General features: G+C 66.1%; 17 protein-coding genes. 11 read left to right on the plus strand and 6 right to left on the minus strand.

What is annotated here, in order from left to right; all coding sequences use genetic code 11:
• Positions 1-156: 156 nt before the first annotated feature.
• Positions 157-2,445, plus strand: a complete 2,289-nt coding sequence (locus tag ACEN9G_RS20240; RefSeq protein ID WP_413337233.1) for a cyanophycin metabolism-associated ABC transporter — start codon at positions 157-159, stop codon at positions 2,443-2,445.
• A gap of 3 nt (positions 2,446-2,448) precedes the next feature.
• Positions 2,449-2,916: a cyanophycin metabolism-associated DUF1854 family protein gene (locus ACEN9G_RS20245; protein WP_413337234.1), complete on the plus strand. Its 468-nt coding sequence runs from the start codon at positions 2,449-2,451 to the stop codon at positions 2,914-2,916.
• A gap of 18 nt (positions 2,917-2,934) precedes the next feature.
• Here ACEN9G_RS20245 and ACEN9G_RS20250 read toward each other — a convergent pair whose 3' ends face one another.
• Together ACEN9G_RS20250 and ACEN9G_RS20255 are read right to left on the minus strand one after the other, a co-directional pair.
• Positions 2,935-4,911: a S9 family peptidase gene (locus ACEN9G_RS20250; protein WP_413337235.1), complete on the minus strand. Its 1,977-nt coding sequence runs from the start codon at positions 4,909-4,911 to the stop codon at positions 2,935-2,937.
• A 47-nt stretch (positions 4,912-4,958) separates the two neighbouring features.
• Positions 4,959-6,581, minus strand: a complete 1,623-nt coding sequence (locus tag ACEN9G_RS20255) for an ABC-F family ATP-binding cassette domain-containing protein (protein WP_483126887.1) — start codon at positions 6,579-6,581, stop codon at positions 4,959-4,961.
• 192 nt (positions 6,582-6,773) lie between these two features.
• Between ACEN9G_RS20255 and ACEN9G_RS20260 the strand changes: the two genes are divergently transcribed.
• The 9 genes from ACEN9G_RS20260 to ahpF all read left to right on the plus strand — a co-directional run bounded on the left by ACEN9G_RS20260 (position 6,774) and on the right by ahpF (position 20,473).
• Positions 6,774-7,961 (plus strand): glycosyltransferase, encoded by a 1,188-nt coding sequence (locus ACEN9G_RS20260; RefSeq protein ID WP_495605564.1) that lies wholly within the window; start codon positions 6,774-6,776, stop codon positions 7,959-7,961.
• Positions 7,962-7,988: 27 nt separating this feature from the next.
• On the plus strand, positions 7,989-9,068 hold the full coding sequence (locus ACEN9G_RS20265; protein ID WP_413343200.1) for an SDR family oxidoreductase: 1,080 nt from the start codon (positions 7,989-7,991) through the stop codon (positions 9,066-9,068).
• A 49-nt stretch (positions 9,069-9,117) separates the two neighbouring features.
• A complete protein-coding gene (locus ACEN9G_RS20270) occupies positions 9,118-11,658 on the plus strand; it encodes an excinuclease ABC subunit UvrA (protein WP_413343202.1) in 2,541 nt (846 codons plus the stop codon).
• Positions 11,659-11,769: 111 nt separating this feature from the next.
• On the plus strand, positions 11,770-15,240 hold the full coding sequence (locus ACEN9G_RS20275; RefSeq protein ID WP_483126888.1) for a response regulator: 3,471 nt from the start codon (positions 11,770-11,772) through the stop codon (positions 15,238-15,240).
• Positions 15,241-15,248: 8 nt separating this feature from the next.
• Positions 15,249-16,076, plus strand: coding sequence for a CheR family methyltransferase (locus ACEN9G_RS20280; RefSeq protein ID WP_413339178.1), 828 nt, complete (start codon positions 15,249-15,251; stop codon positions 16,074-16,076).
• Complete coding sequence (locus ACEN9G_RS20285) at positions 16,073-16,705, plus strand: chemotaxis protein CheB (RefSeq protein ID WP_413339154.1); 633 nt, start codon at positions 16,073-16,075, stop codon at positions 16,703-16,705. The genes ACEN9G_RS20280 and ACEN9G_RS20285 overlap by 4 nt, the downstream gene beginning before the upstream one ends.
• Entirely contained in the window at positions 16,702-17,934 is a 1,233-nt protein-coding gene (locus tag ACEN9G_RS20290; protein WP_413339156.1) for a hybrid sensor histidine kinase/response regulator, read from the plus strand. The genes ACEN9G_RS20285 and ACEN9G_RS20290 overlap by 4 nt, the downstream gene beginning before the upstream one ends.
• A 154-nt stretch (positions 17,935-18,088) precedes the next feature.
• Entirely contained in the window at positions 18,089-18,652 is a 564-nt protein-coding gene (gene ahpC / locus ACEN9G_RS20295; RefSeq protein ID WP_413339158.1) for an alkyl hydroperoxide reductase subunit C, read from the plus strand.
• A 243-nt stretch (positions 18,653-18,895) separates the two neighbouring features.
• Positions 18,896-20,473, plus strand: a complete 1,578-nt coding sequence (gene ahpF, locus ACEN9G_RS20300; RefSeq protein ID WP_413339160.1) for an alkyl hydroperoxide reductase subunit F — start codon at positions 18,896-18,898, stop codon at positions 20,471-20,473.
• Positions 20,474-20,556: 83 nt separating this feature from the next.
• Here the strand turns inward: ahpF and ACEN9G_RS20305 are convergent, their stop codons facing one another.
• The 4 genes from ACEN9G_RS20305 to ACEN9G_RS20320 all read right to left on the minus strand — a co-directional run bounded on the left by ACEN9G_RS20305 (position 20,557) and on the right by ACEN9G_RS20320 (position 24,809).
• Positions 20,557-21,174, minus strand: coding sequence for an NF038129 family PEP-CTERM protein (locus ACEN9G_RS20305; protein WP_413339162.1), 618 nt, complete (start codon positions 21,172-21,174; stop codon positions 20,557-20,559).
• Between the two features lie 11 nt (positions 21,175-21,185).
• Positions 21,186-22,730, minus strand: coding sequence for a glycoside hydrolase family 30 protein (locus ACEN9G_RS20310; RefSeq protein WP_413339164.1), 1,545 nt, complete (start codon positions 22,728-22,730; stop codon positions 21,186-21,188).
• A 32-nt stretch (positions 22,731-22,762) separates the two neighbouring features.
• Positions 22,763-23,989 carry a glycoside hydrolase family 30 beta sandwich domain-containing protein gene (locus tag ACEN9G_RS20315; protein WP_413339166.1) on the minus strand — a complete coding sequence of 409 codons (1,227 nt, stop codon included), beginning with the start codon at positions 23,987-23,989 and terminating at the stop codon, positions 22,763-22,765.
• Between the two features lie 373 nt (positions 23,990-24,362).
• Positions 24,363-24,809, minus strand: coding sequence for a response regulator (locus ACEN9G_RS20320; protein ID WP_413339168.1), 447 nt, complete (start codon positions 24,807-24,809; stop codon positions 24,363-24,365).
• Positions 24,810-25,163 lie beyond the last annotated feature (354 nt).

Here is a 25,163-nt window from a genome sequence, read left to right on the forward strand (position 1 = left end):
GTGCCGAACCGATTTCTGCCACTCTGGCCCCTCCGATAGAATACCGTACACGCCGAAGCGCCGCGTTTCGGAAGGTGCGCGTGTCAACGGCAACACCGCCCTCAACGTTCCATCGTACAGATCAGAACCAAAACTCGCCTTTGCCGGCGGCATCACATGACAACTCAACAACTTATTCCCTCCGGTCCGCGGGCGTTGACCGCCGGTTTCCTGCCTGAGCACTGGCAGGCGGACGTCGCGAAGAAGCTTGCGCCAGGGGAAAACGTTTTAAACAGCGTCGAGGTTGACCTCGATGCGAAATTACGTTTCACCAAAGGTATTCTTGTCGTCACGAATTATCGCCTGCTGACCCGCGCGCCCGGCGACACGATGTGGCGCGACTGGCCGTATCGTGCCGGTTTGACAATGCGCCACCACGACCACGCGGGCGTCGGCCACCTCGAGCTCGTCGACCAGAACGGCCTGCTGGCGGCCTGGCGCTTTACTTTGGGCCAGAACCTGCAAGCCATCCGCGTCGTCGACCAGTTCGAGGACCAGGTCGAAAGCCACGTCAGCGGCGTCGCCGTGCAACCGCCCGAGCAACATACTTGCCCGAGTTGCAAGGCCCCGCTGGAACCGGACCAGGAAGACTGCCCGATCTGCACCAAGGTGCTGCATACGCCGCCGTCGACCTGGACCCTGTTCCGCCTGTGGCGCTTCGCCCGGCCTTACAAGGGGCAGTTGCTCCTCGGATTCTTGCTCATGTTGGCAAGTACCGGCGCACACATGATTCCGCCGTATCTGACGATGCCGCTGATGGATAACGTGCTGATCCCGTACCAGAACGGCAAGCACATCGACACGCACCTCGTCTACATGTACATGGGCGGCCTGTTCGCATCGAGCATGCTGGCCTGGGCGCTGGGCTGGGGCCGCACCTACATCCTCGCCCTCGTGTCCGAGCGGATGGGCGCCGACATGCGTTCCGAAACCTATGAACACCTGCTGAGATTGTCGCTGGAATTCTTCGGCGGCAAGCGCACGGGCGACCTCATGTCGCGCATCGGCAGCGGCTCGGACCGCATCTGCGTGTTCCTGTCGCTGCACCTGCTGGACTTCCTGTCCGACGTCCTCATGATCATCATGACGGGCGTGATCCTGTTCAGCATCAATGCCAAGCTCGCCCTGATCACGCTCGTGCCGCTGCCGTTCATCGCGTGGATGATCCACGTCGTCCGCGACAAGCTGCGTACCGGTTTCGAAAAGATCGACCGCGTGTGGGGCGAGGTCACGAACGTGCTGGCCGACACCATCCCCGGCATCCGCGTCGTGAAGGCGTTCGCGCAGGAGCATCGCGAGGCGTCGCGCTTCCGCGATGCCAATAAACACAACCTGGCCGTCAACGACAAATTGAACAAGGTGTGGTCGCTGTTCTCGCCGACCGTGTCGCTGCTGACGGAACTGGGCCTGCTCATCATCTGGTGCTTCGGCATCTGGCAGGTCAGCCAGCAGGAGATCACCGTCGGCGTGCTGTCGGCGTTCATCGCGTACAGCGGCCGCTTCTACGTCCGTCTCGATTCGATGAGTCGCATCGTGTCCGTCACGCAGAAATCCGCGTCGGCCGCGAAGCGCATCTTCGACATCCTCGACCACGTGTCGAGCGTTCCCGAGCCCGTCAATCCGGTGAAACTGGACAAGGTCGAGGGCAATATCGCGCTGCGCGAAGTGGGCTTCCGCTACGGCAACCGGGCTGTCAACCGCGGTATCTCGCTGAACATCAAGGCCGGCGAAATGGTGGGCCTCGTGGGGCACTCCGGCTCGGGCAAGAGCACGCTGGTCAACCTGATCTGCCGCTTCTATGACGTGGCGGAGGGCGCGATCCTGCTGGACGGCCGCGACATCCGCAGCTTCGCCGTCGCGGATTACCGCCGCCACATCGGCCTCGTGCTGCAGGAGCCGTTCCTGTTCTTCGGCACCATCGCGGAAAACATCGCCTACGGCAAGCCGGATGCGACGCGCGAAGAGATCATCGCCGCCGCCCGCGCCGCGCACGCGCACGAATTCATCCTGCGCCTGCCGCAGGGGTATGACTCGATGGTCGGGGAGCGGGGCCAGGGCCTGTCCGGCGGCGAGCGCCAGCGCATCTCGATCGCCCGCGCACTGCTGATCGACCCGCCGATCCTGATCATGGACGAAGCGACGTCCTCGGTCGACTCGGAAACGGAAAAGGAAATCCAGAAGGCGCTGGACAATCTCGTGCAGGGCCGCACGACGATCGCGATCGCGCACCGCCTGTCCACCTTGCACCGCGCCGACCGCCTCGTCGTGCTGGATCGCGGCCAGGTGGTGGAAGAGGGCAACCACGACGAACTGATGGCCCGCGAAGGCGCGTATTACCGCCTGTACGAAGCGCAGGCGCGCAACGTGGACCAGGATCCGGACGACGACGGCAGCAAGGACGACTGAACGATGAATGCAACTTTTCAACTGAAGCGTGACCCGTTCGGGAAGCTGGTCCTGACGAATGCCGAGGGCGAGGAATTCGTGGGCGTCACGCCCGTGCGCTCATTCCCCGTGCAGGCGCCCTCGAAGGGCATCTCGCTCGTGCGCGACGGCGGCAAGGAAGTCGCGTGGATCGACGACCTCGACACGATACCGGCCGACATCCGCGCGCTCGTGACGGAAGAGCTCGACGGCCGCGAATTCATGCCCGAGATTTTGTCGATCAAGGGCGTGTCCAGCTATGCCACGCCGTGCACGTGGACCGTCAAGACGGACCGCGGCGACACCGAGTTCGTGCTCAAGGGCGAGGAAGATATTCGCCGGCTGGGCACGTATTCGCTGCTGATCGCGGACAGCCATGGCATCCACTTCCTCATCCGCGACATGTTCGCCGTCGACAAGGGGAGCCGGAAGATTCTCGACCGGTTCCTGTAAGCGCCGGACCTGCGCCGTTTACTGCCGGCCGGGTCCGATATGCCGGTCGAGGAAGCGCTCGACGCGTTGCCAGAAATCGATCCGGTTCTTCGCCAGCGACCAGCCATGACCTTCGCCGGCGTACGTCACCCATTCGACCTGCTCGTTGCTCCGTTTGACGGCGGCATAGAATTTTTTGCCATGATACAGAGGCACGCGCTTGTCTTCGTCGCCATAGGCCAGCAGCAAGGGCTGGTGAATGCGTGATGCCTGCTGGATCGGCGAGGTTGCCTTCAACTGTTCGGCATCCTTGACCGGGTCGCCGATCAGGAATGGCATGCCGTAGCGCAGGTATCCCTCGGGATAGTCTGGCTTGGAAAACCAGGTGCCGGTGTACATCAGTTCGATGTCGGTCACCCCGATCCAATCGATGCCGCAACGGTACAGGCCGGGGTCGTTGACGAGTCCCATCAGCGTCGCATAGCCGCCGTAGCTGGCACCCGCGATGCAGATCCGCTTGGGGTCGGCGATCCCCTGGTCGATGGCCCAGCGCGTGCCGTCGGCGATGTCGTTCTGCATGGCCAGGCCCCATTGCTTCAGGCCGGCCTCGAAATGACGCATGCCGAAACCGGTGCTGCCACGAAACTCCACCTCCAGCACGGCATAGCCGCGCGACGCGAGGAATTGCGACTCGGGATTCCAGCCCCAGCTGGCGCCGCGGATCCAGGGCCCGCCGTGCACCAGCACCACCATCGGCAGGTTCTTGCGCGTGCCGCCGGGCGGCAGCGTCAGCAGTCCGGGGATCTCGAGGCCGTCGCGCGCCTTGTACCGGACAGGTTCCTGCCGCCCCATGCGCGCGGGATCGATCTTCGGATAGGTATTGCCGACCAGTTCGAGCGTCCCGGATTGCGTGTGGTACAGGAGGTAGCGCAGCGGCTGGCGGTCGGAATAGGATTTTACGAGTACCCAGGGCACGGTGGACCTGGCCGGAGCGTCGATCATGTTGATCGCACCGGGCAGGGCCTTGTCCACTGCCGCCTGGAGCGCCGTCATCGCCGGATCGAACCAGACGTCGGCCTCGGCATCGGTGGTCAGGCGCACGCCCAGCAGCTTGCTGTTGCCGAGCAGGCTGCCGTCGAAGTCATAGCCACGCGTGACGACGACCGGTTCCTTGTTCACCGTACCGGTGGCGAAATCGAAAGTGCGCAGCGATGCCGTGTCCTCTCCGGCGTTGGCCACGACGTACAGCGTGCCATCGGGACCGAAGCCGAGCGGCGTGATCGCATCCCGGGTGCCGCGATAGGTGTCGAAGCTGGCCACCTCGCGCCACTTCCCCGTCGCCGGATCGCGATAATGCATGACGGTCTTGATGTCGCCGTACAGCATGGCCAGTCGCGGCGCACCTTTGGCATCGAGCATGAAGGCGCTGACTTCCACATCCGGTTCGGGACCGACCTCGGCGTTGCCGGTCAATGTGTTGAGGCGGCGCAGCCGGGTACCGAAGTACTTGTCGTTTTTGTCGTACATGGGACGCGCCACGTAGATCCATTCCGAATCCTGGCTGCCGGCCTGGGAGAGGAGGAACGTGTTCCACGGCTGCGGCGAGGGTTGGCGGACGGTACGCTGTGCCAGCTGGCGGTAGTTGCTGCCATCACGGTCGACGGCGAACAGGCCGGGCGCACCGTCCTGGTCGGCGCTGGCGTATTCCGCATCGCGCACATTGAACACGAGCCTGTTGTCATTCACCCAACGGAATTGGTCAACGTCGAGATCGGCGAAGGACACGACCGCCTTGGCGTCCTTCGTTTCCAGGTCCATCACGGCAAGGAAATCGCGGAGGCCAGCGCGATTCGTGCGCATCGCCAGGTAGCGCCCGCTGGGCGACAATTGGGCCCCGCCAAACGCGTTATTGCCGAAAAAAGCGTCGACCGGTGGCGGCGTACCTTGCGCCCACGCGGGCGCGCAGATTTGCACGGCGACGCCCATGAGCAACGCGATGCTCCACCTTGACCGCATGTCCTTCTCCTTGCAAATGTATTGACATAATATTGCCAGAAGATCTGTTATTTATCGACAACGTTTTCAGCCGCATCGCCGGCGATCCACCCACCCGCCGTCCACTCGAGCCGGTGGGTGAGCGCCAGCTTCTCCAGCAAGCGCCCGTCGTGCGACACGACGACGAGCGCCCCCGGCCACGACCCCAGCATCGCTTCCAGCGCCTCCACGCTCGCGAGGTCGAGGTGGTTGGTCGGCTCGTCCAGCATCAACAGTTTCGGTGACGGCTCGCCCAGCACGGCCAGCAGCAGCGCGCCGCGCATGCGTTCGCCGCCGCTCAGCTCGCCGCTGGGCCGCAGGATGCGGTCCGGGCCCAGCCCCGCGAGCGCGAGCATCTGGCGCAGGCGGCCTGCGTCGTGCGAGGTCGGGAAATGATCCAGCAGGCTGCGCGCCGGATCGAGCATGGCCAGGTGCTGGTCCAGCAGCACGCCCGGCAGCCCGTGCACGCTGCCGGACAGCGGGGCGATCTCTCCGGCGATCGTGCGCAGCAGCGTGGACTTGCCGCAGCCGTTCGGCCCCGCAAGCGCGATGCGCGCCGCGCCCTGCACGCGCCAGTCCAGCGGCTGACGGGGACCGTGGCGCGCGACGAGCGCGTCGAATGCGAGCGCCGTCTGGCCGGGCGGGATGTCGATGTCCAGCTGCGGAAAGGCCGGCTGCTGGTGCAGCGCATCGAAGGTCGCGAACGCGCCGGCCACGCCATCCTGTAACGCCTGCCGTTCGCGCGCATGGCGCTCGGCGCGGGCGCCGTCAGTCTGTTCGGCGCGCTGGGGCAGGGCGTTCAGCACGATCTTCGGCATGCCGCCGTCCGCCTTCGCGCGCGCGCCGCGGGCGCTCTTGCGCGCGGCGCGCTCGGCCTGGTTGCGCATCTTTTGCTCGCCCTGGCGCCGCTCGGTGCGGGCGCGTTCCAGCCGGGCGCCGGCGGCGGCCAGTTCCGCCTCGCGTTGCTCTGCCACGAGCGACCATCCGCCGCCATGGCGCCTCAGCCCGCCCGCGTGGACTTCCAGCGTGCGCTCGACGTGCTCCAGCAGGTCGCGGTCGTGGCTGATGAGCAGCAGGCCGCGGCCGGCCTGGCGCCACGCGCGCATCTGGTCGAGCAGGAACGCGCGGTTGCCTGCATCGAGGTGGTTGCCCGGTTCGTCCAGCACGAGCAGGTCGGCGTCCGAGCAAAAGGCGCCGATCAGCGTGAGCAGCGTGTGCTGGCCGCCCGACAAGGCTTGCGGTGCGAGACGCGCATCGAGACCGGCGCCGTCCAGCATCGCCTCCCAGCGCGCTTCCAGGTCCCAGCGGTCGCCGATGAGGTCGAAGTCCTCGTCGCGTGCATCGCCTGCAGCCAGGCGGCGCAGCGCGGCCAGCGGCGCATCGAGGCCGGCGACTTCGGCCAGGGACCGTGCGGACGTGGCCCCGGTCTGCTGCGCCACGTAGCGGATGCGTCCCGGGCGCTCGATGCGGCCGGCGGTGGGTTCGAGGTCGCCCGCGAGCACGCGCCCCAGCGTGGACTTGCCGCTGCCGTTATGGCCGATCAGGCCGACCGTCTCCGCTTGAAACGACTCGTGCAGGTTCGTGAAGAGAATGCGCCCGTCGGGCAGGATGATGTCGACCCCGTGCAGGGCCGCGAGATAGGGATGCGCCATGAGGAACTCCTGAATGCCAAGGAAAGCCGGAAGGTTTCGAGGCCGTCGCGTTGCGAACGGCGGGCATTACAGGCGCATGGGTAGAATCTCCTGATAAACGAACTCATATTCTAGCAGGAGATCCGCATCGAACCTCAACACTACGTCGTCGTCACGATCGGCTCGGCCGGCGACCTGTTCCCGTTCCTCGCGCTGGCGCTCGCGCTGCGTGCCCGCGGCCACCGCGTGAGCTTTCTCGCGCCCGAGCAGCACGGGCCGTGGGTGCGTCCGACCGGCCTGCCGTTCACGGGCCTGCCCGCCGACGAGGCGGTGCTGCGCGATCCCGACCTGTGGCATCCCACGCGCGGCTTCGGCGTCGTGTGGCGCGCGACGCGGCTTGCGATGGCGCGCATCGTGCCCTTCGTCGCGGCGCTGCCGCAGCATGAAACCTGCATGCTGCTCGTGCATCCGCTCGCGCTGCCCGAGGCCGACTTGTGCCGCACGGTGCATCCGGGCGTGAAAATCGCGGCCGCCTACCTTGCGCCGGCGAACCTGATGACGGTGCACGATCCGCTGCTGGTCGGCCCGTGGCGCGTGCCGGCGTGGGTGCCGCTGGTCGCACGCCGCGCGTTCTGGCGCTGGGTGGGCCGGCGCTTCATCGATCCCGTCGCGCTGGCGGACGTGAACGCGGCGCGCACGGCGCACGGCTTGACACCGGTGCCGTCGCTGATGGACTGGATCGCGTCCGTGCCCGACCTGTCGCTGACGCTGTTCCCCGACTGGTTCGCGCCCACGCAGCCGGACTGGCCGCAGCCGCTGGTGCGCGGCGATTTTCCCTTGTTCGATCCGAATGCGGATGCGACGCTCTCCGCCGACTTGCAAGCGTTCCTGCAGGCCGGCCCGGCCCCGCTCGTGTTCACGCACGGCACCGGCAACACGCAGGCGGCCGCGTACTTTCGCCACGCGCACGCGGCCGCCACGCGGCTGGGCCGGCGCGCCGTGTTCCTCACGCCGCACCGCGACCAGGTGCCGGCCGACCTGCCGCCATCGATGCTGTGGCAGGACTACGTGCCGCTGCGGGCCCTGCTGCCGCAGGCGGCGGCGCTCGTCCACCACGGCGGCATCGGCACGACGGCGGAGGCGCTGCGCGCGGGGACGCCGCAACTCGTCGTGCCGCTGGCGCACGACCAGTTCGACAATGGCGCGCGCGTGACGGCGCTCGGCGTCGGCGCGAGCCTGCCGGCGGGGCGGCTGGACGAACGGCGGCTCGTGCGCGCGCTGGACGGTTTGCTGGCGGCACCCGGCCTCGCGGAGCGGACGCGTGCAGTGGCGGCGCGCTTCCCGCCGGGCGGCGGCATCGGCAAGGTGTGCGACGCGCTTTCCCGAAGCGGGCAAGAATAGCGGTTGCCATCGACAAGGAGAAGCGGCATGAAAAGAAGCGCACTCGTCGTGGGCGCCAGCGGGATCGGCGGCCATGCCACGGCACGGGAACTGCTGGCCCACGGCTGGACCGTGTACGGCCTCGCGCGCCGCCCGCCCGCCGACCTGCCGGGCCTGATCCCCGTGCCGGCCGACCTGATGGATCCGGAACGGCTCGGCGCAGCGCTCGCCACGGCATTTGGCGACGGTGGCCCGACGCACGTCTTCATCACGACGTGGATGCGCCAGGACAGCGAAGCGGAAAACATCCGCGTCAACGCCGCGCTCGTGCGCAACCTGCTCGATGCGCTCGGCTCGCGCAAGACGCTGCGCCACGTGGCGCTGGTGACGGGCCTGAAGCACTACCTCGGCCCGTTCGAGGCGTACGCCAGTTCCGGCACCTTGCCCGACACGCCGCTGCGCGAATCGCAGCCGCGCCTGCCCCTCGACAATTTTTATTACGCGCAAGAAGACGAGGTCTATGCGGCGGCGGCCCGCGACCGCTTCACGTGGACCGTGCACCGGCCCCACACGGTCATCGGCATGGCGGTCGGCAATGCGATGAACCTGGGCACGACCCTGGCCGTGTACGCGTCGATCTGCAAGGCGACGGGCCGGCCGTTCCGCTTCCCCGGTTCGCAGGCGCAGTGGGATGGCCTGTCCGACGTGACGGATGCGCGCATGCTCGCGCGGCAGCTGCGCTGGGCCGCCGACCACGACGCCGCGCGCAACGAGGCCTTCAACATCACGAACGGCGACTACTTCCGCTGGAGCTGGCTGTGGCGCCGGCTCGCCGCATGGTTCGGCGTCCAGGCGGCCGGTTTCGAGGGCGAGATCCGGCCGCTGGAGGCCGAGATGGCCAACGACCACGCCGTCTGGCGCGAGATCGCCACGCGCCACAAGCTCGTCGAGGCGGACCTGAACCGGCTCGTGTCGCCGTGGCACACGGACCTCGACCTCGGCCGTCCCATCGAAGTGATGACGGACATGGCGAACAGCCGCCGGCTCGGCTTTGCCGCGTGGCAGTCGACCGAGGATTCGTTCTACGACCTGTTTGCCGAGTTGCGGGCGCGGATGCTGATTCCGTGATGGTGGGCCAGCGCACGGACTGCCGCGTTCGCATGTGCTTGAATGAGGCATGCGCGACCCATTAACGAAGACAGGCTACGTGCGCGTGCGCGGCGCGCGCGAGCACAATCTGAAGAACGTCGACCTCGACATCCCGCGCGACGCGCTCGTCGTGTTCACGGGCGTGTCCGGCTCGGGCAAGTCGTCGCTCGCGTTCGGGACACTCTATGCGGAAGCGCAGCGGCGCTACCTGGAATCCGTCTCGCCCTACGCGCGCCGGCTGTTCCACCAGATGCCCGTGCCGGAAGTGGACGACATCGACGGCCTGCCGCCCGCCGTCGCCCTGCAGCAGCAGCGCGGCACGCCGACGACGCGGTCCTCGGTCGGCAGCGTCTCCACATTGTCGAACTCACTGCGCATGCTGTACTCGCGTGCCGGCGATTATCCGCCCGGCCAGGAGCTGCTGTACGCCGAATCGTTCTCGCCCAACACGGCGGAAGGCGCGTGTCCGCAATGCTCGGGACTTGGGCGCGTGTACGACGCGACGGAAGCGTCGATGGTGCCGGACGACAGCCTGACCATCCGCGAGCGCGCCGTCGCCGCGTGGCCGCCCGCGTGGCACGGGCAGAACCTGCGCGACATCCTCGTCACCATGGGCTACGATGTCGACACGCCGTGGCGCGACCTGCCCAGGAAGGACCGCGACTGGATCCTGTTCACGGACGAGACGCCCACCGTGCCCGTGTACGCGGGCCTGACGCCGGAGGAAACGCGCCGCGCCCTCAAGCGCAAGGAGACGCCCAGCTACCAGGGCACGTTCAGCGGCGCGCGCCGCTACGTGCTGCAGACGTTCGCGAACACGGAAAGCGCATCGATGAAGAAGCGCGTGGCGCGCTACATGGTCAGCGCGGAATGCCCGCTGTGCCAGGGCCGCCGCCTGCGCCAGGAAGCCTTGTCCGTGACGTTTGCCGGCATGGACATCATGACCTTGTCGCGCGTCCCGCTGGAACGCCTGGCGCAGATGCTGCGTCCTTACGCGGATGGCACGGCACCCAGGCGCGCCGATAAGCATCCGGAGCAGCTGATCGTCACGCAGCGCATCGCCGCGGACCTGTGCGCGCGGCTCGACACGATGCTCGCGCTTGGCCTGGGCTACCTCGCGCTGGAACGCAGCACGCCGACCCTGTCGCCGGGAGAATTGCAGCGCCTGCGCCTTGCCACGCAGGTGCGCTCGAACCTGTTCGGCGTCGTGTACGTGCTGGACGAGCCGTCGGCCGGCCTGCATCCGGCCGACACGGAAGCGCTGCTGGACGCGCTCGCGCGCCTGAAGGCGGCCGGCAATTCGCTGTTCGTCGTCGAGCACGCGCTGGACGTGATCCGGCACGCGGACTGGATCGTCGACGTCGGCCCGCAAGCGGGCGAGCAAGGCGGGCAGGTTCTATATAGCGGCCCGCCCGATGGCCTGCGCGATGTGAAGGGCTCGCACACGCGGCGCTATCTGTTCACGGATGCGCAGGACGCCGTGCGCGCGCCGGCACGGACCCCGCGCGCGCCGGCCTGGTGGCTGCGGCTGGAAGGCGTCACGCGCAACAACCTGCACGATCTCGCCGTCCGCTTCCCGCTCGGCGTGATGACGGGCGTGACGGGCGTCTCCGGCTCCGGCAAGTCGACGCTCGTGAGCCAGGTGCTCGTCGATCTCGTCGGCGCGGCGCTGGGAGAGGGGCAAGGACGAGGCGGGGCCGACGACGGGACGGAGGACGGCATGGACCTCGAGCGCGAGGCCGACATCCCGACCGTGGGCCACATCGCGGGGGGGCCCATGCACGGCATCCGTCGCCTCGTGCGCGTGGACCAGAGGCCGATCGGCCGCACGCCCCGGTCGAACCTAGCCACGTACACGGGCCTGTTCGACCAGGTGAGAAAACTGTTCGCGGCGACGCCGGCCGCGAAGAAGCGCCGCTACGACGCCGGCCGGTTCTCGTTCAACGTGGCCAAGGGCCGCTGCGAACATTGCGCGGGCGAGGGCTTCGTGATGGTCGAGCTGCTGTTCCTGCCGAGCGTGTACGCGCCTTGTCCCACGTGCGGCGGCGCACGCTACAACGCCGACACGCTGGCGATCCGCTACAACGACCGCAACGTCGCGGACGTGCTGGGCATGACGGTCGACGAGGCGCATGCGTTCTTCGCGGACGAGGAAGCCGTCGCGCGGCCGCTCTCCGTGCTGCGCGAGGTGGGGCTCGGTTATCTGCGGCTGGGGCAGAGCGCGACGGAGCTCTCGGGCGGCGAGGCGCAGCGCATCAAGCTGGCGACGGAGCTGCAGCGCGCCGGCCGCGGCGGGACGCTGTACGTCCTGGACGAGCCGACGACGGGCCTGCACCCGCTCGACGCCGACCGCCTGCTGGCCCAGCTCGACCGTCTCGTCGATGCGGGCAACACCGTCATCATGGTCGAGCACACGATGCGCGTGGTGGCTGCCTGCGACTGGGTGATCGACATCGGTCCCGGCGCGGGCGAGGCAGGCGGCAAGGTGGTGGCGGAAGGGCCGCCGGCACAAGTCGCGCGGGCGAAGGACAGCCGCACCGCCCCGTATCTTCGGCGATCTCTGCCGTAAATACGCCGCAACGCCGTCGACTTGACAAAAAGTCACGCTCAAGCGAACGCCTCCGTTTCTTCGCTTGCGTTACACTTGGGATATTTTTTTTCACAAGAGTAACCACACAGCATGCCCGGTTCGAGTATCGATAGTGACCAATTCCGCCGGATCCTGTCGCGCAACGTCGCCATGCCGCTGGGCATGGGCGTGCTCAGCGCGCTCGTCTTCGTCGGTATCATCGCCTACCTCATCAATGTCCTGAGCTGGGTCGAGCATTCCGAGCACGTGATCGGCCGCGCCAACGAGGTCAGCCGCCTGTCGTCCGACATGGAGGCCGGCATGCGCGGCTACGTGCTGTCCGGCGACGACGATTTCCTGGCGCCTTACCTGACGGCCAAGCCGCGCATGGATGCCGAGCTGAAGAACCTCGAGCGGCTCGTCGACGACAACCGGGCGCAGCTCGACCGCATCGAGCGGGTGCGCGCGGCGCAGCTCCAATGGCAGGCGTTCGCCGAAGAGATGATCGGCCTGCGCGGCAAGAAGAGCGACTTCGTCGAGATCATCCAGAACATCAAGGCCGGCCGCGGCAAGATCCTGACCGACCAGGTCCGGCGCGAGTTCCTCGATTTCATCCTGGAAGAACAACGCATCCTGCAGGAACGGAACGCCACGTCGCGTTCCGTGATCGCGTGGTCCGTCGCCGCCTTCCTCGCGTTCAGCCTGATCGTCGCCGGCCTGCTCGCCGTGTTCGGCCGGCGCGACCTGCAGGCGCTGTCCAAATCGTACGGCGACATCCTGCAGCACGAGGAAGACCACAATACCCAGCTGACGCAACAGGCGTGGCTGCGCTCGGGCCAGACGGAACTGGTCGGCAAGACGACGGGCATCATCAGCCTGGAAACGCTGGCCGACGCCGTGTTGAACTATGTGGCGAACTACCTGAACGGCGTCGTGGCCGCGATGTACGTGCGCGCCGATGACGGTACGCTGACCCGCATCGGCGCCTACGGGTTCGCGCATGCGGACACGGACCGCGCGCGCATCGTGCATCCGACCGAGTCGCTGGCCGCGCAGGCCGCCGACCAGAACCGCATCGTCACCTTGCGCGACCTGCCGCCGGACTACATCAAGGTCGGCTCGGCGCTGGGCGAGACGGCGCCGCGCGAACTCCTGATCGCGCCCGTGTCGAACTTCGGCAAGATCAAGGGCGTCATCGAGATCGGCTTCCTGCACCCCGTGCGCGAGCGCGACGTCCAGTTCATGGAGACGATCGCCGCGTCGGTTGGCGCCGCCGTCGCCAACGTGCTGCACCGCCAGCGCCTGCAGGCCGCGCTGGAAGAGCAGCAGGCCCTGAACGAGGAACTGCAGGTGCAGCAGGAAGAACTGCGCACGGCGAACGAAGAGCTGGAAGAGCAGTCGCGCGCGCTGGAGGAATCGCAGTCGGCGCTGGAAAACCAGCAGGCCGAGCTGGAGCAGACGAACGAACAGCTGGCCGAGCAGGCCGCCAACCTCGACACCAAGAACAGCGCGCTGGTGCAGGCCCAGGAGCAGTTGCGCGAGCGGGCGCTGGAGCTGGAGCGCGCGAGCCGCTACAAGTCCGAGTTCCTCGCGAACATGTCGCACGAACTGCGCACGCCGCTGAACTCGTCGCTGATCCTGGCGAAACTGCTGGCCGACAATGCGGCGGGCAATTTGAACGACGAGCAGGTGCGCTTCGCCCAGACGATTTATTCGGCGGGCAATGATCTGCTGAACCTGATCAACGACATCCTCGACATCTCGAAGGTCGAGGCCGGCAAGCTGGAGCTCGTGCCGGAAGACTTGCCGCTGCGCCGCGTCATCGAGGGCCTGGCCCGCGTGTTCGAACCGCTGGCGCGCCAGAAGCACCTGGACTTCAGCCTGACGGTCGAGCCGGACGTGCCGATCAGCATCCACACGGACCGCCAGCGCCTGGAACAGATCCTCAAGAACCTGCTGTCGAACGCCGTCAAGTTCACCGACAAGGGCAAGGTGCATCTCACCGTGAGCGCCAACACGGATGGCTGGATCCAGTTCACCGTGCAGGATTCCGGCATCGGCATCGCGCCCGAGCAGCAGGATAAAATCTTCGACGCGTTCCACCAGGCCGACGGCTCCACCGCCCGCAAGTACGGCGGCACGGGCCTGGGCCTGTCCATCTCGCGCGACCTGACCGCCTTGCTGGGCGGCACCCTGACGCTCACGAGCGCGCCGGGCGAAGGCAGTTCATTCGTCCTGAGCCTGCCGCGCAACGGCACCGTCGCCGCGACGCCGCCCGTGCTCCCGCCGGCGCAGCCGCCCGTGCGGGCACCCTTGCCGGAACCTGAGCCGGTGGCACCCGCGCAGGGCCTGGCGTTGCCGGCGTTCGCCGACGACCGCGCCCAGCCCGCCGCCGGCGTGCGCACAGTGCTCGTGATCGAGGACGAGCCGGAATTCGCACGTATCCTGTACGGCCTCGCGCACGACATGGAATTCCGCTGCCTCGTCGCGCTGACGGCGCAGGAAGGACTGGAACTGGCGACGAACGAGATTCCCGACGCGATCCTGCTCGACATCCGCCTGCCGGACGGCTCCGGCCTGTCCGTGCTGCAACAGCTGAAGGACAATCCGGGCACGCGCCACATCCCCGTCCACGTCGTCTCGAGCCAGGAGAACGGCGGCGAGGCGTTGCACCTGGGCGCGATCGGCTATGCACTGAAACCGACGTCGCGCGAGCAGCTGGAAGACGTGTTCCGCAAGCTGAAGGACAAGTCGTCGCAGGAAATGAAACGCGTGCTGCTCGTGGAAGACGACGAACGCCAGCGCGACAGCGTCGTGCAATTGATTTCCGATACGGACGTCGAGATCGCGGCCGTCGGGTCCGGCACGGATGCGCTGGACCTGTTGCGCACGCAGACGTTCGATTGCATGATCATCGACTTGAAGCTGCCGGACATGCAGGGTAACGAATTGCTCAAGCGTATGTCTCTGGAAGAACTGTGTTCGTTCCCGCCCGTCATCGTGTACACGGGACGCAATTTGACGCGCGACGAGGAAGCGGAACTGCTGAAATATTCGCGCTCGATTATCATCAAGGGTGCGCGCTCGCCGGAGCGCCTGCTGGACGAGGTCACGCTGTTCTTGCACAAGGTGGAATCGGAACTGTCGTCGGAACGCCAGTCGATGCTCAAGACGGTGCGCGGACGCGACCGCGTTTTCGAAGGCCGCACGATCCTGCTCGTGGACGATGACGTGCGCAATGTGTTCGCGTTGACCAGTGCCCTGGAACAACGCGGCGCCAGGGTGGAGGTGGGCCGCAATGGGTATGAAGCCATTGCCAAGCTCGATGAACATGAGTCGATCGACCTGGTCCTGATGGACGTGATGATGCCGGGCATGGACGGACTGGAAGCGACGCGCCGCATCCGCCAGGACAAGCGCTTCGCGCGCCTCCCGATCATTGCGATCACGGCGAAGGCAATGAAGGACGACCAGGAACAATGCCTGGCCGCCGGCGCCAATGACTATCTCGCCAAGCCGATCGACCTGACCCGGCTGTACTCGCTGCTGCGCGTGTGGATGCCGACGCTGGAGCGCATTTGAAAAAGACGATGCACAGCCTGCCGAGCGACGACATCGAGTTGCGGATGCTGGTCGAGGCTGTCTACCTCAAGTACAACTACGATTTCCGCGACTATACGGGCGCCTCGCAAAAGCGCCGCGTGCTCGCCGCGCTGCGCGCGATGGAATGCGAAACGATCTCGGCTTTGCAGGCGCGCGTCATGCACGACCCTGCCGCGTTCGCGCAGCTATTGCAGTTTTTGACCATCCCGGTGACGGAAATGTTCCGCGACCCGGATTATTATCTGGCTGTACGCCGGCTCGTCGTGCCGTTCCTGAAGACGTACCCGTCGCTGAATGTGTGGGTGGCCGGCTGCAGCACGGGCGAGGAAGTGGTTTCGCTCGCGATCCTGCTGCATGAGGAGGGCCTGCTGGAGCGCACGCAGATGTACGCGACCGACATCAATCCGGAGTCGCTGGAAGCGGCACGACGCGGCGTGATGCCGCTGGATAAGATGCGCGTGTACACGGAGAATTACCAGAAGGCGGGCGGCACGCGCGCGTTTTCCGATTACTACACGGCCGCGTACGGCGGGGCGCTGTTCGACCGCGCGCTCGTCGAGAACGTCACGTTCGCGGACCACAGCCTCGCCACGGACAGCGTGTTCGCCGAGACGCACTTCATCAGCTGCCGCAACGTGATGATCTACTTTAACCGGCACTTGCAGAACCGGGTGCTGGGCCTGTTCCACGAATCGCTGTGCCACCGCGGCTTCCTCGGCCTCGGCAGCAAGGAAAGCATCGACTTTTCCACGTACGCCCAGCAATTCGAAGCGCTCGCGAAGCGGGAACGGGTGTTCCGCAAGGTGGCGTCATGAGTCCCGCCGTCGACCCCGGTCCGCAGGAGGGCGCAATGCGCGCCGCGCTGCGCGGACGGCGCTTCGAAGCCGTCGTGATCGGCGGCTCGGCCGGCGGCGTGGATGCGCTCGTCACGCTGCTGCCCGCCATTCCGGCCGGCTATACCTTGCCCGTGTTCTGCATCCTGCACATGCCGGGCGACCGCGAAAGCCGCCTGGCCGAGCTGTTCGACGAGCGCCTGCCCGTGCGCGTGAAGGAAGCGGCCGACAAGGAAGAGATCGTGCCCGGCACCGTGTACTTCGCCGGACCAGGCTACCACCTGTCCGTCGAACGCGACCGCACGTTTTCGATCAGTTGCGAGCCGCCCGTGCACTTCGCGCGGCCCGCGATCGACGTGCTGATGGAATCCAGCGCGGACGCCTACGGTCCGGCCCTGGCCGGCATCCTGCTCACGGGCGCGAACCACGACGGCGCCGACGGCATGGCCCGCATCCGCGCGCGCGGCGGCTTCACCGTCGTGCAGGACCCCGCCGACGCCCAGGTGCCCACGATGCCCGTGACCGCCATCAACCGCTGCCAACCGAACCTGATACTGCCTCTGGCGCGCATCCACGCCTTGTTGCCCATGTTGGAGATGAATGAACCATGAGCGCACACGACCCCAGTAAATTGCTGATCGTCGACGACCTGCCGGAAAACCTGCGCGCCCTCGACGCGCTGATCCGCGACGAGCAGCGCCTCGTGTTCCAGGCCCAGTCCGGCGAGGAAGCACTGTCCCTGATGCTCGAACACGATTTCGCGCTGGCCATCCTCGACGTGCAGATGCCCGGCATGGACGGCTTCGAACTCGCCGAGCTGATGCGCTCCACCTCGCGCACCCGCAACATCCCGATCGTGTTCGTGTCCGCCGCCGGCCGCGAGCTGAACTACGCGTTCAAGGGCTACGAGACGGGCGCCGTCGACTTCCTGTACAAGCCGCTGGACCCGGACGCCGTGCGCAGCAAGGTGCACGTGTTCGTCACGCTGGACCAGCAGCGGCGCGAGATGCAGCGCCAGATGGAAGCGCTGGAAGCGGCGCGGCGCGAGCAGGAGGTGCTGCTGGGTGAGCTGAACGCGACGCAGGCCGAGCTGCAGCGCTCGCTGCGCATGCGCGACGAATTCATGTCCCTCGTCGCGCACGAACTGCGCACGCCACTCAACACGCTGTTCCTGGAAACCCAAATGCGCAGCCTGCAACTGAAGCGGGGCAATTTGCCGGCGTTCAATCCGGACCAGATGAACAACATGATCAAGCGCGACGAGCGCCAGATCAAGGCGATGATCCGCCTGATCGACGACATGCTGGACGTCTCGCGCATGAAGAGCGGCACCTTGTCGATCCGCCCGGCGAAGGTCGAGCTGATGGCCCTGCTGGAACGCGTGGTGAACGATTTGTCGTTGCAGGCCGCGGCGGCCGGCGCCAACGTCGTGCTGGCGCCGCATCACCCGGTCGAAGGGTTCTGGGACGAGTTCCGCATCGAACAGGTCGTCGTCAACCTGCTGACCAACGCGATGCGCTATGGCGGCGGCGGCGCGGTGGAAGTCAGCGTGCATAAGGAAGAGCTGCAAGACGGCGGCTGCAACGTCCGTATCGCCGTGCGCGACCACGGCAAGGGGATTGCGCCCGACTACATCGAACGCATCTTCGAACCGTACGAGCGTGGCGCGAAAAGCGGCGAGCCGAAGGGCCTTGGCCTGGGCCTGTACATCTCGCGTCAGCTGGCCGTCTCGCACGGCGGCCAGTTGACCGTCGAGAGCACGCCGGGGCAGGGGGCGACGTTCAGCCTCACGCTGCCGTGCATGGAGACGGCGGTGCAACCGGCGGCAGCGCCGGCCTGATCCTTTGGCCATCAATGCTCCCGATAGGCACCGCCTATCGCGCTATGATAGCTAAAATCAATTGATAGAATCCGTTCAATCAATTTCACATGAAGGGTGTGACAGGGTATAGTTCACACCTAAGCTTTTTTTAACCCCGAAAGAGGAGTACTGAATGTCCATCATCAACACCGAAATCAAGCCGTTCAAAGCAACCGCTTACCACGCAGGCAAGTTCATCGACCTGACCGAAGCCGATTTCAAAGGCACGTGGTCGGTCCTGATGTTCTACCCGGCGGACTTCACCTTCGTCTGCCCGACCGAGCTGGAAGACCTGGCTGCTTTCCAGCCGGAATTCGAAAAGATGGGCGTCAAAGTCTACGGCGTGTCGACCGACACCCACTTCGCCCACAAGGCGTGGCACGACACGTCGGAGGCGATCAAGAAGGTCAACTACCCGCTGATCGGCGACCCGACCGGCCTGCTGTCGCGTAACTTCGAAGTCATGATCGAGGAAGAAGGCCTGGCCCTGCGCGGCACCTTCGTGATCAATCCGGAAGGCCAGATCAAGGTCATGGAAGTGCACGACAACGGCATCGGCCGCGACGCGTCGGAACTGATGCGCAAAGTGAAGGCAGCCCAGTACGTCGCATCGCACCCGGGCGAAGTCTGCCCGGCCAAGTGGACCGAAGGCGCCGAAACGCTGAAGCCGTCGCTGGACCTGGTCGGCAAGATCTAAATAGATCTGTTTTGGAAGCACCTGTAGCACCGTAGCACCGTAGCACCGTAGTACCAGGCACCGACCGCGAGGGGCGGCCGGTGCCCACCCCCTCCCCACGAGCCCATCCGGAACGGGCCCGCACAGAAATCACAGGCGATCTCGCTAGTCGATCTGCCTTCCAGATTCACTATTTAGATTGGATGGATGCGTCCTCATGGGGACCGCATCGGCCTGAACACGACTGAAGAAAAGGATACGATCATGCTCGAACAAGAACTGAAAAACCAACTCGCCGGCTACCTGCAACGCGTCCAGCAACCGTTCGAGATCGTTGCCTCGCTCGACGACAGCGACACGTCGAAGCAGATGCTCGACCTGCTGCAGACGATCCAGGGACTGCGCGCCGACAAGATCACGCTGCGCACGGACGGCAACGACGCCCGCAAGCCGTCGTTCACCCTGAAACGTGTCGGCACCGACATGAATTTGCGCTTCGCCGGGCTGCCGCTGGGCCATGAATTCACGTCGCTCGTGCTGGCGCTGCTGTGGACGGGCGGGCATCCGCCGAAAGTCGAAGCCGAGACGATCGATGCGATCAAGGCGCTGGACGGCGACTACGAATTCGAGATGTACATGTCGCTGACCTGCCATAACTGCCCGGACGTCGTGCAGGCCCTGTCGCTGATGGCGATCCTGAACCCGCGGGTGAAGACGACCGTGATCGAAGGCGGCGCGTTCCAGGCCGAAGTCGAGTCGCGCAAGGTGATGGCCGTGCCGATGGTGTTCCTGAACGGCGAACTGTTCGGCTCGGGCCGCATGCTGATCGAAGAGATCGTCGCCAAGCTGGACAAGGGCGCCGGCGCCCGCGACGCCGCCAGGCTGAGCGCGAAGGATCCGTACGACGTGCTGATCGTCGGCGGTGGCCCGTCGGGTGCGGCGGCGGCCGTGTACGCGGCCCGCAAAGGCATCCGCACCGGCGTCGCGACGGAACGCTTCGGCGGCCAGGTGAACGATACGATGTCGATCGAGAACTACATCTCCGTGCTGGAAACGGACGGCCCGAAATTCTCGGCCGCGCTGGAAGCGCAGGTGCGCCACTACGGCGTGGACATCATGACGCAGCAGACGGCGGCGAAAATCATCCCGCCGTCGGCGCCCGGCGAACTGGTCGAGGTGCAGTTCGAGAACGGCGGCTCGCTGAAGTCGAGCACCGTGATCCTGTCGACGGGTGCGCGCTGGAGGAACGTGAACGTGCCGGGCGAGCAGGAATACAAGAACGCCGGCGTGAACTACTGCCCGCACTGCGACGGCCCGCTGTACAAGGGCAAGCGCGTGGCGGTCATCGGCGGCGGCAACTCGGGCGTGGAAGCGGCGATCGACCTGGCGGGTATCGTCGAGCATGTGACGCTGATCGAATTCGCGTCGCAGCTGAAGGCGGACGCCGTGCTCGTCAACAAGGTCGAGAGCCTGTCGAACGTGACGATCCACGTGAATGCGCAGACGACGGAAATCACCGGCGACGGCAGCAAGGTGAACGGCATCAAGTTCAAGGACCGCATCAGCGGCGAGGAACACCACGTGCCGCTGGCGGGCGTGTTCGTCCAGATCGGCCTCGTGCCGAACACCGAGTTCCTGAAGGGCACGGTGGAACTGTCGCGCTTTGGCGAGATCGTCGTGGACGCCCACGGCCGCACGAACATCCCGGGCGTGTTCGCCGCGGGCGATGCGACGACGACGCCGTTCAAGCAGATCGTCATCGCGGCGGGCGAGGGTGCGAAGGCGGCGCTGTCCGCGTTCGACTACCTGATCCGGATGCCGGTGGCTGTCGAAGCCGCGTAAGCGTTCAATGGTAAAAAAAGCCCGGGCGGGAAACCGTCCGGGCTTTTTTGTTTCCAAAAACCGCGGTCAGAGCCCGGTTTTGATCAATTTCCCAAATTCGGGCTCTGACCCCGGTTCCGGCGCCGCAGTGCCAGTGCGGCCAGCACGCAGCCCGTCGCGAACACGGGCAGGCCGGCCGGTTCCGGCACCGGCGTGGCGGTCACGAACGCGGTGTCGGCCCAGACCGTGGCCGGTGCGCCCGGCATCAGGTCGATCGACGCGACGTTGCCCATCGTGCCCGGCACGTAGTTGTCGAGCGCCGCGTTCACCAGGGCGATCCCGAAGCCGGTGCCGATCGTCCCGCCGGGCGCGATGTCGAACGCGGCGTCGAAGCTGAACAGGCCGCCGAACGTCACCGCCTGCAGCAGTTCGTTGAACGTCTGCCCGTTGCCGAGCGTGACCGCGGAGCCGATGTCGCCGCCGACGTCGCCCGTCGGCAGCGCCGTGGCGCCGAACGCGCCCGTGAAATGGGTCAGCGTGGCCGTCGCCGGCGCCGCCCCTGCCAGGGCCGCGAACGTCAGGTCGAGATAGCCGGTGCCCGTCAGGCTCGTCGTGTCGACAGTAAAGTGGACCATCGGACCGGCGAACGCGGTGTTCGCACCGCCGGCGAGGGCCAGCGCCAGCAGGGCGCGTGTGAAGAAGGAGGTCAGGTAGTTGATCATGGCGAAGTCTTTCAGAACGTGATGCCTTGGAGTTTCGGGGTATAGGCGATGGCGCCCTTCGATGGGTTGCCGAACGTCGTCGTCACGGTGACGGTGGCGCCGGGTGCGATCTGGTTCACGGGCAGCGCGATGGTTGGCACGCCGTTCACGTCACCCTGCTTGTTGTCGAGCGTGACGCCCGCCGTGAGGCCGTCCACCACGAGCCGCAGCGTCGATGCGGCGAGCGTCGCACCCGTCGTATTCGTGAACGACACCGTGCCGCTGAACTGGCCCGTGAAGCGGTTCGCCGTGAGGCCGCTCTGCACGATCTTCACGCTGCCGGTGAGGTCGGCGACGGCCGGTTGGCTCACGAAGGTGCTGACGCTGGACGGTTCCAGGTCGGCGCTGGCGCCGCCCGCGATGACCGGGTAGTCGCCCGCATAACTCTCGTTGGTGGCGGCCGACGTGACATAGCGCTGCAGGGTGCGCGGCGCGCCGCTGCCGAACGTCAGGTCGACGCGGCGCTGGGCCGTGCCGTTGTTGACCGCCACGACGACGACCTTGCCGTCGCCGCCCTTGTACGCGGTCACGTACACGTCCGGGTAGGGGTTCTGCGTGGCACCGATGCGCACGTAGCCGGGCCGCACGAATTTCGCGTACTGCGACATGATCCAGCCGCGCTTGCTGACGTTGCCGTCTTCCGTGATCAGGCCGTAGAACCGGCGGATGTACCACCACACATACGCGCTGTAGTTCGCGGCCATGCTCCGGTGGACCTCGATCGCGACCGGCATCGCCTTCGCCCAGTCGTTGGCGTCCGACGTGCTGTCCGTGTAGTGTTCCGTCATCCACACCTCCTTGCCCTTGGCGCGCGCGAGCGGGTAGTCGCTGGGCGTCGTGCCGTACAGATGGCCCGCCACGATCGAGAGCTGGGCCGCCGCGCCCGCGTCGTTCAGGATCGGATCGGACAGCACCTTGCGCATGCCCAGCGATTCCGGCGCCATCAGCTTGAGGCCGGCGAAGCGCGGGCCCTGCGACTTGATGAAGTCGATGAACTGGGCGGACGTCCACGTGCAGCCTTCGTAGTCCGGATCCCAGTCCGGCTCGTTCTGCACGGAGATGCCGTACAGCTGGGCGCCGTTCGTGCGCATGTAGTCCGCGAAGCCCAGCAGGTGCGTGGCGTAGTCCGGGTAGTAGCTCGGAATCAGGCTGCCGTGCGCGATGGCGTTCGACGTCTTCATGTACGCCGGCGGCGTCCACGGCGTGGCGAACAGGGTGACGCCCTTGGCCTTCGCCAGCTTCGCCGTCGGCAGCTGCGTCGCCCACGCGGTGCTGGACGGGTCGATGCGCATCCGCATGACCGTCAGGCCGATCTGGCCCGGGCCCGTGCCGAACGCGGTGTCGACCTGCGCCGGCGTCAGGTCGGCGATCCAGCCCGCGCCGTTATGCCCGCCGAATCCGCGGATGACCTGGTAGGTCGTCGCGGGATCGATGGCGACCGTCTGCGCGATGGCCGCAGGGAGCGCCGACATCGCGAGCAGGGGCAGGCTCCATCGTAGTAATCGTTGTTTCAGCATGACTCATCTCCTCCTGGGTTGGTTTTATTGACTTACTGGCTTACAAAAGTGTTGACGCTGCCGGGATCGATCCACGCGGTCGCGACGCCGCCCGTCACCGTGTACTGGCCGGCATAACCGGTGTTGTCGGTCGACGTGGTGCGGTATTTCGTGAAGCCGGGGGCGGCACTGCCGACCTGCAGCTGCAGCTGGCGCTGCGACGTGCCATTGTTGATGGCCACGACGACCAGTTTGCCGGCGGTGTTCTTGTAGGCGGTGACGAAGACGTCGGCATACGGTTTTTCCGTCGCGGCGACGCGCACGGAACCGGGGCGGACGTATTTCGCGAACTGCGCCATGATGTAGCCGCGCTTGCTGACGTTGCCGTCTTCCGTCAGCAGGCCGTAGGAGCGGCGGATGTACCACCACACGTAGGCGCTGTAGTTGGCCACCATGCTGTTGTGCAGTTCCAGCGCCACCGGCATCGCCTTCGACCAGTCGTTGGCGCTGGACGTGCTGTCGGTGAAGTGCTCCGTCATCCACACCTCCTTGCCCTTGGAACGGGCGAGGGCGTAGTCGCTCGGGTTCACGCCGTACAGGTGGCCGGCGACGATGTCGAACTGCGGCGCGGCCGTCGCGCTATTGAGGATCGGATCGGTGAGCGGCTTGTAGAAGGTAGCGGACTCGCCCGCGATCACCTTGTAGGTGCCGAAGCGCGACCCCTGGCTCGACAGGTAATCGATGAATTGCTGCGAGTTCCACAGGCAGCTTTCGTAGTCCGGGGCGAAGTCGGGTTCGTTCTGGATCGAGATGGCGTACAGCGCGGCACCGCCGGCCTGCATCGTGCTCGCGAAGTTCAGCAGGTGCGTGGTGTAGTCGCCATAGCGGCTCGGCAACAGGCTTCCCTGGACCAGGCTATTGTTCGTCTTCATGTTCGCCGGCGGCGTCCACGGCGTCCCGAACAGGATGGCGCCCTTCGCCTTGGCGAGCTGCGCGGACGCCAGTTGCGTGGACCACTTGCTGGGATCCGGGTCGATGCGCAGGCGCATGATGGACAGGCCGATCTGGCCCGTGCCGGTGCCGAACGCGGCGTCGACCTGGGCAGCGGTCAGCTCCGCCGCCCAGCCGGCGCCGCTGAAGCCGCCGAAGCCGCGCACGGTCTGGTATGTCGTGGCCGGGTTGATGGCGACCGTCTGCGCGGACGCGCCGGCGGCAAAGGCGGACAGCATGACGAGCGCCGACGCGACGCGGCGGGTGGTGCGCGAAAAAGCATGGGGCATGAACATCTCCGTGGTTCGGGTTGATTGCCGGGCGGGGGCGGCCCGGAGTTCACTGCGTGTGCTGCTTTTGCTGCGGACCCATGCCGGGATCGCCGGCGGGCAGGACGAGCGACGCCCGCGCCCGCTGTGGGGGCACAGGATCACCGTGAAAAAAAGCGGACTGGCGGGTCGCGCGATCAGCGCGGGGCGGGACGAGAGGGGGGACGCGGTCGGCGCTGCGGGATCAGGGTGTGCGGCATATCTCCTCCGATTATTGTTATTTACTGTTATTTCGCAAAATTATGTTTGCGATAACATTTTATGACAACTATCTTATGCCTCGGTGGATGCCTGATCAAACCAAAGATTGTTAGCGATAATTCACAAATTGTATTTATGCCAACCGGGTGGAGGCCGTGTCGCGCGCGTGCCGGCGCCGCTGGCCGTCGCGCCGCTCGACGTGGGTGCGCGAGGGGACCGGATGGGCGCCCGTACCGTCCAGCCCGAACTCCAGCGCATGGCGCAGCGCACGCACGGTGACCGGTTTCGTGACGGTGGCGCTGAACGCGTGATACAGCGGCGGGAAGGGCTCGTCCTCGTCGAGCAGCAGGATCGTGGGGGTGTCGGGCGCGAGGCGCGAGAGTTCGCCGGGCAGCGAGCGCCGGTCGCCGGCGGCGTGCGCGCTGGAGGTGAGGATCACGTCGAAGCGCAGCGCCTGCATGGCGTTCAGCGTCGCCTGCGCCGTCGTCGTCTCGGCGACAACGTAGCCGAGCGACTTGAGCAGGGTGACACTGTGGCGGCGTGCGGCCGCGTCATCGTCGAATATCAGGGCGTACTTCATGATGAGTCCTCCTGGCTCAGGTATGGCGACCTCCTCATATTGTTCAACTGTTAATTTGTAACAAATGATACGGAAGGCAACGAACGGATACGTGGCGTCTTCAGTGGTAAAACAACGGCGCGAAGCCATTCAACGCATCGGTTTCGCACAGCAGCCACGTCGCCGCGCTCGTGAGCGCGAGCCAGGCTGCGGTAAAGGGAGCGGGCAGGAAGCGGACCATGATGAACCTCCGAATGCGGATTGCTGTCGTGTTGATGTTGATGTCATCTTAGAACGTGTTCTTGAGAGAAACTATCGGCTGGCAATCCGTCACTCTGTAGGATTAAAGCTCGTCGCCTTGTATGAACGCTTGTG

It is taken from the genome of Massilia sp. Masssp94 (assembly GCF_059491305.1).